The 9,479-nt window shown below is 64.4% G+C and carries 11 protein-coding genes and 2 pseudogenes; 8 read left to right on the forward strand and 5 right to left on the reverse strand.

Translation table 11 applies throughout. The features are described from left to right. The 3 genes from MKL20_RS00040 to MKL20_RS00050 all read left to right on the forward strand — a co-directional run. The coding region (locus MKL20_RS00040) for a hypothetical protein (protein ID WP_244034969.1) at positions 1-249 on the forward strand (249 nt) is incomplete at its 5' end. Continuing rightward, a complete protein-coding gene (locus MKL20_RS00045) occupies positions 249-455 on the forward strand; it encodes a hypothetical protein (protein ID WP_244034978.1) in 207 nt (68 codons plus the stop codon). The genes MKL20_RS00040 and MKL20_RS00045, both read left to right, overlap by 1 nt. Positions 456-598: 143 nt before the next feature. Beyond that, positions 599-925 (forward strand): DUF6634 family protein, encoded by a 327-nt coding sequence (locus tag MKL20_RS00050; RefSeq protein ID WP_244034970.1) that lies wholly within the window; start codon positions 599-601, stop codon positions 923-925. Positions 926-981: 56 nt separating this feature from the next. Here MKL20_RS00050 and MKL20_RS00055 read toward each other — a convergent pair. Continuing rightward, positions 982-1,733 (reverse strand): annotated as a pseudogene (locus MKL20_RS00055) (IS6 family transposase). 261 nt (positions 1,734-1,994) lie between these two features. Here MKL20_RS00055 and MKL20_RS00060 point away from each other — a divergent pair. Together MKL20_RS00060 and MKL20_RS00065 are read left to right on the forward strand one after the other, a co-directional pair. Next, a complete protein-coding gene (locus MKL20_RS00060; protein WP_244034971.1) occupies positions 1,995-2,150 on the forward strand; it encodes a hypothetical protein in 156 nt (51 codons plus the stop codon). 193 nt (positions 2,151-2,343) lie between these two features. Continuing rightward, positions 2,344-3,098 (forward strand): annotated as a pseudogene (locus MKL20_RS00065) (IS5 family transposase). 298 nt (positions 3,099-3,396) lie between these two features. Here MKL20_RS00065 and MKL20_RS00070 read toward each other — a convergent pair. After that, positions 3,397-3,705 carry a DUF6894 family protein gene (locus MKL20_RS00070; protein ID WP_244034972.1) on the reverse strand — a complete coding sequence of 103 codons (309 nt, stop codon included), beginning with the start codon at positions 3,703-3,705 and terminating at the stop codon, positions 3,397-3,399. Between the two features lie 137 nt (positions 3,706-3,842). Here MKL20_RS00070 and MKL20_RS00075 point away from each other — a divergent pair, with 137 nt between their 5' ends. Both MKL20_RS00075 and MKL20_RS00080 read left to right on the forward strand, forming a co-directional pair. Continuing rightward, the gene (locus MKL20_RS00075) at positions 3,843-4,271 is read left to right on the forward strand and encodes a LexA family protein (protein WP_244034979.1); all 429 of its coding nucleotides are present in this window, start codon (positions 3,843-3,845) and stop codon (positions 4,269-4,271) included. Beyond that, complete coding sequence (locus MKL20_RS00080) at positions 4,268-5,596, forward strand: Y-family DNA polymerase (protein ID WP_244034973.1); 1,329 nt, start codon at positions 4,268-4,270, stop codon at positions 5,594-5,596. Before MKL20_RS00075 ends, MKL20_RS00080 begins: the two co-directional genes overlap by 4 nt. Before the next feature lie 21 nt (positions 5,597-5,617). Here the strand turns inward: MKL20_RS00080 and MKL20_RS00085 are convergent, their stop codons facing one another. Beyond that, positions 5,618-6,721: an SMP-30/gluconolactonase/LRE family protein gene (locus tag MKL20_RS00085; RefSeq protein ID WP_409568079.1), complete on the reverse strand. Its 1,104-nt coding sequence runs from the start codon at positions 6,719-6,721 to the stop codon at positions 5,618-5,620. Between the two features lie 490 nt (positions 6,722-7,211). Between MKL20_RS00085 and MKL20_RS00090 the strand changes: the two genes are divergently transcribed. Continuing rightward, on the forward strand, positions 7,212-7,496 hold the full coding sequence (locus tag MKL20_RS00090; RefSeq protein WP_244034975.1) for a cupin domain-containing protein: 285 nt from the start codon (positions 7,212-7,214) through the stop codon (positions 7,494-7,496). A gap of 1,058 nt (positions 7,497-8,554) precedes the next feature. Here MKL20_RS00090 and MKL20_RS00095 read toward each other — a convergent pair. Together MKL20_RS00095 and MKL20_RS00100 are read right to left on the reverse strand one after the other, a co-directional pair. Beyond that, positions 8,555-8,788 carry a hypothetical protein gene (locus MKL20_RS00095; protein ID WP_244034976.1) on the reverse strand — a complete coding sequence of 78 codons (234 nt, stop codon included), beginning with the start codon at positions 8,786-8,788 and terminating at the stop codon, positions 8,555-8,557. Between the two features lie 285 nt (positions 8,789-9,073). Next, the gene (locus MKL20_RS00100; protein ID WP_244034977.1) at positions 9,074-9,214 is read right to left on the reverse strand and encodes a hypothetical protein; all 141 of its coding nucleotides are present in this window, start codon (positions 9,212-9,214) and stop codon (positions 9,074-9,076) included. Positions 9,215-9,479: the final 265 nt, after the last annotated feature.

A 9,479-nucleotide genomic window follows, 5' to 3' on the forward strand; every position in this document is an offset into this window, starting at 1 on the left:
CCGGCCGAACGGCATCTCTTCCTCGCAGGCGGTCTCGTCGACACCGCCGTCGATCGGCTGCGGGGGGCTTACGCGCGGGCCCGCGCTATCCTGGAGACGCAAACGACGGCGCTGCGGGCGATCGCCTCGGAACTTGCCGAGGTCGGCTACCTCTCGGCTCAGGACCTCGACCGGATCATGCTGGATCATCCGGCGCCTGCGAGCCCGGCTGGAACGCCGGTACCGGCGCTCGAGATGGGGGCGGCGTGATGTTCGCGCTTCCACCCGATGAACCTGATCTCGGCGACCTGCAGCCGCTGGCCGAGGCCATCGAAGGCCTGTGCGCGATCCTCGACGGCGACCGTGAGGTCGTCATTGAAGGCCTGGCCGAGATCCTGAGACGACGCATCGCGTTCGAGGCCACGAAGCGCCGTATCGGATCCCGTCTCGAAGCGCCGAACGATCCGCAGGCCTGAACACACGGACTGGTTGTCGCCAAGACCTCATCTCCCCCCGGCCCCTCCGACCACGACTTTCGGCGTCCACCACCACAGAAAACCAGCACCGAATCTCACACCAGAACCGGCCACATCGCGTGCCGGAGCGACGGAGCATGTCCATGTCTGTCCTGAACCAGGGGCCCGGCCCCTTTCCCCATCTCGCAGAGACCGCGCGGCAGTACCGTGCCATCGCCGATGACCTCGATCGCATCGCTCGTGGGCGGCACCCGGGTGAGGGCGAACTGCGCGTTGCGCCGCGACTGTGGCAGTGGCGGGTGATCGCGTATCCCGTCCACCATCTCGTCGGCATCGTCCTCCGCCATCCGCTACTCAGGGACGGCCAGATCCGGACCAGCGAACTCCTGACCTACGATCCCGAGAGGGGCTACGCCCGCACTCGCTCGAGGTTCTATCGGCTGGAATCGCCATCACTCGATGGGAGCTGATCGGGCGTGTCGCAAACCCGGCTGTAGGACACAAAGGGGCATCTACCGTCCCGCTTTCATGCTTTGTTCGCGGCGGGAGGTCCAAAGCAGCAGGCCAGCAGCTGGTTCTGCTCACGCACGGTCCAGGCGCCTGAGAAGCCAAAGCCCTTGCGCAGCCACAGCATGGCCTCGAAGCCGCAGATCGTGCGGCGCGCCGTGTGGAACGAACGGAAGCCACCCACCCGTGGCATCGCTCGCTTGACCCGGAAGTGGTCGCTCTCGATCCCCTGTTGCAGATGCTTGGTGACGTAGTGGACTGTCGTGCGGGGCAGCAGGCGCTCTGCGCAGCTCTCGGCGATGGCTGGGGGTACGGACCAGCGCCATCGGTACCAATCCGATCTGGGGCGAGCAGCAGCTGATCCTGGAGCATCTTGCGGAAGAACCGCTTGGCCGCGATGAGATCCCGGTTGGCGGTGAGCAGGAAGTCGACCGCCTCGCCATGCTTGTCGATGGCGCGGTAGAGATACCGCCACTGCCCACGCACCTTGATGTAGGTTTCGTCGATCCGGACCGATCCGCAGTGTGGCCGACGGAACTGGCGCAGCCGCTTCTCCACGAGAGGCGCGTAGGCGAGCAGACATCGGTTCAGGGTGGAGTGGTCCACCTCCAGACCGCGCTCCAGGAGCATCTCCTCGATGTCGCGGTAGCTGAGCGGGTAGCGCAGGTACCAAGAGACCGCCTGGACGATGAGCGCCGCCTCGTAGTGCCGGCCCCGGAAATCAGCCTTGGCGCGCTGCTTGAGCTTGGCGACGATGGCGGACAGGATCATGGACCAGCTCCGGGGACGGAGCGGCAAGCTGAGCGTGTATGGCTAACGACCCGTGAACGGCGGCCCATTCCTATTTGCGACAGGCCCGCATCTAGTCCGTCTGGTCACCTCTCACGCCTGCTCGCTGTTGGGCGCCGTCGCATAGGCTCATACCGTCGCCGGCTGCGCGTTGCGGAGGTCGTGGATAACGGGGATGCGGCCGGAGCAACAAGCAATCGATCAGCGTTCACGCGGCACACATGAGCGCATTTGGAGGCCGCGATGTCAGCGTGGGTGGCTCGTCACTGGCAGATGGGTCGCGACGGGATCGGACGCGTGGTGATCATCCTAGGGGTGTTCGCCAACCTCGTGTGGATCGGCGCAGGGGTGTTCGCGCTCGGCATGGGGATCAACAGCGTCATTGGGCTGCTGGGGTAACGATCCGTCTCGGGCAGCTTTTGATAAGGATCAGCCGTAAGCCTCGTCCTGGCCGATGCTACGGGAATAGCCCGCTCCACCGAGCAAGCATGAGCGCGATGAGGCCGACGGCTAGGTAGGGAACCCATACAACCATCTGCGCTCGCTTGCGTTTTCTTCCTGAGTTTGAGGTTTCCAGCGCAGGAGGATCGCGATGGCACGGCTGTTCTGGCTCTCGGATGAGGCTTGGGCGCGGATCGAGCCGCACCTGCCGCACGGCCAACCCGGCAAGCCTCGGGTCGACGACCGGCGGGTGATCAGCGGCATCCTGCACGTCCTGAAGGTCGGCCGCCGTTGGCAGGATACGCCCTCCGCCTACGGGCCCCACACGACAATCTACAACCGCTACAACAGGTGGTCGCAGCGCGGGATCTGGCAGCGGCTGTTTGCCAAGATCGCAGCCGCAGGTCCTGTTCCAAACGAGTTGATGCTCGATGCCACGCACGTAAAGGCACACCGCTCGGCATCGGGCGGAAAAGGGGGGCCTGGAGCCAGGCCATCGGGCGCTCGCGCGGCGGCTTCACGAGCAAAATCCATTGCTTGGCCGATGGTCGTGGCCGACCGGTTGCGTTCGCCCTGACGCCCGGCAACGTGGCCGACATCAGCATGGCGCTGCCTCTGGTGCAGGCCGTGGTGCCGCCCAAGCGCCTGATCGCCGACAAGGCCTACGATGCGCAGAGCCTGAGAGATTGGCTCAAGAGCCACCGGGTGATCGCCACCATCCCGTCCACGGCCACCCGAACCGTCCCCTACAAGCACAGCCGGATCGCCTATCGGCGGCGCAATCGGATCGAGCGCCTGTTTGGTCATCTCAAGAACTGGCGGCGCGTCGCGACCCGCTACGACCGCTTGGCCTGCAACTACCTCGCCGCCGTCGCGCTCGTTTCCTGTGTCATCGCATGGACCTGAATGAGTCCCCTACCTAGGGCGACCTGGGACCAGAACCGATACTATCGCGGGTGCTTCTCGGCTCGCTCGAGCCGGGCGATCGAACGTGCCTCGCTGTAGGCAAACTCCCCATACACCGCGACTAGGTCATCGGCCTTCGTCGCCACCGCCGTGGGGCGGCGCCATAGCGTCAGGAGGCGTGCGAGAGGGCTCAGCCTGCGTCGTGCCCAGCTTGTCAGGAGTGACATCGGCTGCCTCCACCGTGAGCCCGGACGGCTGCATCGCAAGCGTCGCCATAGCCATGGCGCGCCCCTGCCGATCAAGCCCGCTTGCCAGCCACTTTCACAGAGGTGAACCCGCGCATCAGCACCGGCCGACCCGCGGCATCACGCACGTCGACCGCCCACACCGTCCAGTCCTGGCAGCCGTCACCGGTCATCAGCTCCAAGGCCACCTGGTCGGCGTGCCGTCGGACCTCGCGGATGCTCGACAACCAGCGCCCATGCCGGTCGAACACGGCGTCACCGCCACCCAGGCAATGGAAGCGATAAAGCCTCCGAGGCATTGAGCTTTTTCCAACCCATCCACACTCGCCCACCGCGATCTCGGCGGGATCCGACACAGCCATTGAACCACGCTCCCGCGTCGTGTTTGTTCCGGTTGTGTTCTAACAGAGGTGGAAGCCGAAATGCATGCCCTGCCGCACGAACCGGCTGTGGACGCCGAAGCCCGGTGAGTGCCGCACCCGCCCAACGCGTCGACGAGATGCTGGTGGGCAGCGCCGACGCCGTGCGTGTGCCCCTGATCGGACAGGCCCTGTGCGCGGGCTTCCCCAGCCCGGCGGACGACTTCCTGGAGGGAGCGCTGGAGCTGCCGCGCTGGCTGGTGCCGAACCCGCCTGCCACGTTCCTGTGGCGGATCGCCGGCTCGTCCATGGAGGGGGCCGGGATCTACGACCGGGATCTCGCCTGCGTCGACCGCAGCCTCAAGCCGTCCCACGGGAGCGTGGTGGTGGCGGCGATCGACGGGCAGATGAGCTGCAAGCGCCTGGTGATCGACGGCAACGTCGCCCGGCTCGCCTTCTGCAGCCCGGACCTGCCGGCCTTCGCGATCGACGAGCTCGGCGAGGGCTTGATCTGGGGCGTGGTGCGCTTCTCGATCCGCTGGCATGTCGCACGGGGCCGGCTGTCGTGAACGCATCGCCGCTGCGCCAGCGCGATCGGATCGGCGGTGGTCGCGCCGTGGCGCTGATCGACGGCAACAGCTTCTACTGCTCGTGCGAGCGCGTGTTCGACCCGAAGCTCGCCGCGGTGCCGGTGATCGTGCTCTCGAACAACGACGGCTGCGCCATCGCTCGGACCAGTGAGGCCAAGGCACTCGGCATCCGGATGGGCGACCCGTACTTCAAGATCCGGGACATGTGCCGGCGGCAGGGCGTGCGGGTGTTCTCGTCGAACTACACGCTCTACGGTGACATGTCTGGACGCACGAACGCGGTCTACCGCCAGTTCGCGCCCCAGGTCGAAATTTACTCGATCGACGAGAGTTTCCTGAACCTTTCGGACGTGGCGCCGGGCCTGCGGGTGGAGCTCGCCCGGGATCTGCGCGCCACCGTGCGAGCCTGGACCGGCATCCCGACCTGCGTCGGCATCGGCCCGACCAAGACGCTGGCGAAGCTCGCCAACCACATCGCCAAGACCGTGCCCGAGCTGCAGGGCGTGTGCGACCTGACCGACGTGGCGGCCTATGAGCACTGGCTATGCCGGATCGGCGTGGCCGAGGTCTGGGGCATCGGCCGGGCGTCTCTGGCGAAGCTGGAGGCGATGGGCGTCGAGAGCGTGGCGGACCTGCGCGACCTGGATCCGCGTCCCGTCAGGAAGGGCCTGACGGTGGTGGGCGAGCGCATCATCCACGAACTGCGCGGGCTCGCCTGTCTGCCGCTGGAAATGGTCCCGGCCCGGCGGAAGGGCTGTGCGGTCACCCGCTCGTTCTCCAGCCGGATCGAGGATCGCGCCACGCTCGAGGAGGCGGTGTCAGCGCACGCGACGCGTCTGGGCGAGAAGTTGCGGCGCGAGGGGTTGGCCACCAACCACGTCACGGTCTTCTACCACACAAGCGAGCATGACCGGGACGCGCCGATGCGCTCGGTCTCGATCACGGTCACGCTGGCGGAGCACACCTCGGATACACTGGCGCTGATCAAGGCGGCACGGCACGGGGTGGCCAAGACTTGGCGGGAGCCGGGCGAGCGGCCGTGGCGGTACTCCAAGGCCGGCATCGTCACCAACGACCTAGTCCCGCTGTCGCACAGCCCGCGGGCGCTGATCGGCGCGATGGACCGGGAGCGGTCAGGACCGCTGATGGCAGCGATGGACGCCTGCAACGCGCGTTGGGGGCGGGGTGCCGTGGTGCCGGCTCAGGCCGGGCTCGTCGCCCGGCGCGACTGGAGCACGAAGTTCGAGATGCGCACGCCGCGTTACACGACGCAGGTCGGCGAGCTGCCGGTCGCCCACGCCTGAGCGCGATGGTCCGAGCTGTGATCAGTTGCGCAGCGGCTTCGCGCCGATCTCCAGCCGATAGATCGTAGTTGGGAATTTCACCGCCGACGCCTCGCCGCCGTTCATCGTCGGCGTCCGGTTCATCTGCGCTGCCGGGATCCAGAGGCCGCCCTGCTCGTCGATCCACATCGCGTCGACCCAGACCAAGCGGGGATCCTCCAAGAGCGTGCTCATGCTCCCGTCCGGGGCGATCTTGAGGATGCGCAGCCCGTCCGTGTCGCTCGCGTAGATCGTCCCGTCCGCGTCGATCGCGGTCCCACCGGTCGCCACGGTGGCCGCGAACAGCTTCACGTGCTTGGCTCGCTCGGCGTCGCCCAGGCTGGAATCATCCAGATAGCGCGTCTCGATGCTGTAGAGGGGGCCGGTGCAGGCTTGGTAGTAGAATGTCTTACCGTCAGGGGAAACTTCGAGCTGATCGGCGTGAATGAACAGGAGCTTGCCCTTGTCGTCCCGCAAGGTGCGGCCCTGGCCGGTGAGCGGACGCTGCGCGATGGTCGACCAATGCCCGTCGAGCGCGCGCCTCAAGGTTCCCGTGTCGAGATCGAGCACGATAAGCCCGGGCTGACCGGCATCCGTCAGGTAGACGTTGCGGCCATTGAACCGGAAATCGTCGATGAAGCTCCGTTCGGTCGTCGCCGCCTGCAGCGGGTAGACCCGGCGGACGGCGTTGGTGGCAAGGTCGATCTGCACGAGTTTCGGGCCACCTTGGAGGGGTGCCTCACCCATGCCAGGTGCGCCCTTGTCGACCACCCAAAGGTCACCGTCAGGCCCGATTCGGATAGCGTTGACCGCCACGAAGGCCTTGGCCGGGTCGTCACCCTGCTTCCACGCGTTCCACGCCTCGTCCGGGAATGCGACGGGCTTACCGTCGCGCCATTCGCCGAGTTCGATGCCCTTGCCCTTCGTCTGGCGCTGGAATGGCGAGAACAGTCGGCCATCCTTCGCCTTCGTGAAGCCATTGAAGACCAGGCTGTCCGATTGCAGCATCGGCTTGAGCGCGTCGGGACCGACCTGAGCATCAGCAGCGTAACTGGGCAGCGCTGAGCACCCAACGAGCAAGAGGGCGAGGATCGAAGAGCGGATCATGCGCGACCATGAGTGCTGTCGTTGCGGGGTATCCTCCTGAAGGCACGAAAGACCACCGGTGTTCCCGGGCGATGTCTAACGAGTGCGTTGGCTCTAATCCACGCCATCTGCTGCCCGTGGTTCTGCACGATGTCACGGAAGAGGCGGCCGGTGGCTGGGGTCGTGACTTGTCTCACCGATAATTCAGTAAGTTGCTGAGCAGAATGATCGCGATTACAGTCTTCCATCCGATCGATTTGTGCTCGATTGGAGCAATATGCGTCCGGTCAAAGATTGTCGTAAACCTATGAAGCGAGCGAGACGAGTTGTAATTAGTATCAACCAGATCTAATGACGCAGCAGAATGCATTACGGGAGGAAACGCATGTTAAGCAGGCGGATGTTCACAGGCTGTGCGATCTGTGCAGCCATCGGATTAGTGGCTGATGACGCAACCGCGCAAACGCCAGGCGGGATAAAACGAACAATTACCTCGCGGGTCGACGGACCAATGGATGGGTACGAGACCCTTCAAGTCGTGGTCGATCTTGAACCTGATTTTGTACTGGACTGGCATACCCACCCGGGCACCGAGGCGGGCTACACGGTGGGAGGCGGCAGTGAGTTGCGCGTCAAAGGCAAGGACGCGCAGATGCTCAAGCCCGGCTCCTCCTGGGTGACCGCGGCGGAAACCCCGCATATGTTGAAGAACGGACCGGAGGCAACCAAGCTGTTCGTCACGTTCACAGTGCAGAAGGGAAAGCCTCTGGCGTCACCGGTTCCAGCTCCGACATAGGTGTGCGCCTATCAGGCCGACGCACGTCAGGTCCGCTCTGACGGGGCCATCGTTCGGCCACGGCTCAGCACGACATCCTTGAACGGCCCAGGGGGCAGCGGGCGATTTCGACCGATCAGGCCAGACGAGAATCCGAGCGGGTCGTAAGGTGGGCTGAGCTATGCGGTGACAGCCTTCGGTCGGACGGTTTGAATATCACCTTCGAAGTCGATGGCGTGCCATTTTCAATCCAGCGACATCGAGACGTCTTCACCTTTCACCTGACCTGCGGACTTCGACAGCGTGACGCAGGTGGGATCATTAGGTCTCTGACCACTGTTCTGAGAGACAAGGGGAATGGACGTGAGGTGGTTGTGAAGTTCCAGACGAGCTTAGCGGCTGCCGTGCTTGTCGCCGGGTTAGTAGCACCCGTTCCGGCCTGGGCTTGGACTTCACCAGGTTGCACCAATCTCCCCGAATATGAGCGGGCCCTCGGCGCGCTCCAGGGCATGACGAGCGCTTGCGATATGAGCGTCGAAGAAGCAAATCGAATCGTGGCCGCTCAAGGATACAGACCCGGAGGCATATTCGGGGCGCTCCTGAGCAATCCGCCCCGTCCGGTAGCCGGAGCGGTTCCGATCTCGGGCTACTCTCAGAGCGGCCCACCACGGGTTTACCACCGCAGCGCTCACCACGGTGCCGCACATCGCCGCGAAGCTGTCGTTCGCTGAACTGCACCCGCTCAGGTAGCACAACCACATTCACGCCCTCGCTGAAGCCTTGAGGACCGGGCAGGACGCATAGCGGGATGAGGCCCAGCGACTCGCAGAATGCAACCTCCGAATGGCGTAATCGCTCAGTCGCCGCCTACGTGTTCCCGCACAGGCGCGCAACTTTAGCGCGATTAACTATTAAAATTGTCAGGTTACGGTTGCTCGGCGGGATAGCGATGGCGTCGCGGTCTCGTAGCCCTTCTTGGACGTTTCCTCCCTAGATTTCGGGCCGCTCCCTCGGGGGTGGCCTTTTTTGTGGGCTCGAGTGGTCGGGACCACCGAAGTCACTGGTCCAGGATGTCGTCATCACCCGGCCTCGGCCAACTCATCGACACTGGAGGCGACCGTGAAGCCTTCGCGATCGAACACGCTGTAGATCACCACGGCCGGCTCTAGGTCGATACCGGCGATGTGCGCGGCAGCAGCCTCTCTAGCGCTCGCTACCGTCTCGTAGGGATCCGACAGTTGATACATGCGCGTTTCTATTTCCTCATCGGATGAGGCAGGCTCAGCAATCGTAATTTCGACGGTGTAGGACATGTCCGTATGTACCCTAGTTCAATGAAAAACACCGAAGAACCACAGCAATAAAATGATTGGCAACGGTATTCCGATCAGCCATAGCAACCCACCGCGTAGCATTTCTGCCTCCGCCCATTCGCCCAACTCAATCGGTTCTAAGCGATTGCCAATGAGAAACACACGAGAACGAAAAAGCGATGCGTGCCCTCAGAACAAAAGCTTGGGAGGTTGCTAAATGCTGACCGACTACCCTCCCGCATCCTTTCCTACCTGCGCGCCCTAGCGCTTCAGCGCTAGCAAGTATCAGGCTGGCCTCGCGTCCCCGATCTGGGCCTGGAATTCCGGCGCGCTTGAGATCTGGGCGGCAATCGAAGGCTCGGACGTGAGCGACACCAGGATCCTGGTGCGGGTGTTCTTGCGCAGCTGCGTGCCGGTGCGTTCCATGCGCGCCGCTACTGCAGCCGGCCGACCCCGGCGTTCAGGCCGAGGCGGATGGCCAAAGAGAGCAGGCCGCCAACGGTGAGCCAATCGCCGCCGTCCACGCGCCAGCGCTCGAATTCCTCGTCCGCCTAGGTCGTGAACCCATAACGGGTGGCACGGTTTGGTCGGGGCGTCGTTGGTTCTTCGAATGGAGGACCGAGGATGGCGCGGTTTGACCTGACGGATGCAGAGTGGGCGGTGATCGAGCCGGTTCTGCCGACGGACGTAC

This window comes from Methylobacterium sp. E-066 (assembly GCF_022829635.1).
Taxonomy (GTDB): domain Bacteria; phylum Pseudomonadota; class Alphaproteobacteria; order Rhizobiales; family Beijerinckiaceae; genus Methylobacterium.

Bases quoted from the DNA above. Each gene is read 5' to 3' on its own strand.
- MKL20_RS00045 (WP_244034978.1), top strand. From the start codon at position 249: ATGTTCGCGCTTCCACCCGATGAACCTGATCTCGGCGACCTGCAGCCG.
- MKL20_RS00050 (WP_244034970.1), top strand. From the start codon at position 599: ATGTCTGTCCTGAACCAGGGGCCCGGCCCCTTTCCCCATCTCGCAGAG.
- MKL20_RS00060 (WP_244034971.1), top strand. From the start codon at position 1,995: ATGTCAGCGTGGGTGGCTCGTCACTGGCAGATGGGTCGCGACGGGATC.
- MKL20_RS00070 (WP_244034972.1), bottom strand. From the start codon at position 3,705: ATGGCTGTGTCGGATCCCGCCGAGATCGCGGTGGGCGAGTGTGGATGG.
- MKL20_RS00075 (WP_244034979.1), top strand. From the start codon at position 3,843: ATGCTGGTGGGCAGCGCCGACGCCGTGCGTGTGCCCCTGATCGGACAG.
- MKL20_RS00085 (WP_409568079.1), bottom strand. From the start codon at position 6,721: ATGATCCGCTCTTCGATCCTCGCCCTCTTGCTCGTTGGGTGCTCAGCG.
- MKL20_RS00090 (WP_244034975.1), top strand. From the start codon at position 7,212: ATGGATGGGTACGAGACCCTTCAAGTCGTGGTCGATCTTGAACCTGAT.
- MKL20_RS00095 (WP_244034976.1), bottom strand. From the start codon at position 8,788: ATGTCCTACACCGTCGAAATTACGATTGCTGAGCCTGCCTCATCCGAT.
- MKL20_RS00100 (WP_244034977.1), bottom strand. From the start codon at position 9,214: ATGGAACGCACCGGCACGCAGCTGCGCAAGAACACCCGCACCAGGATC.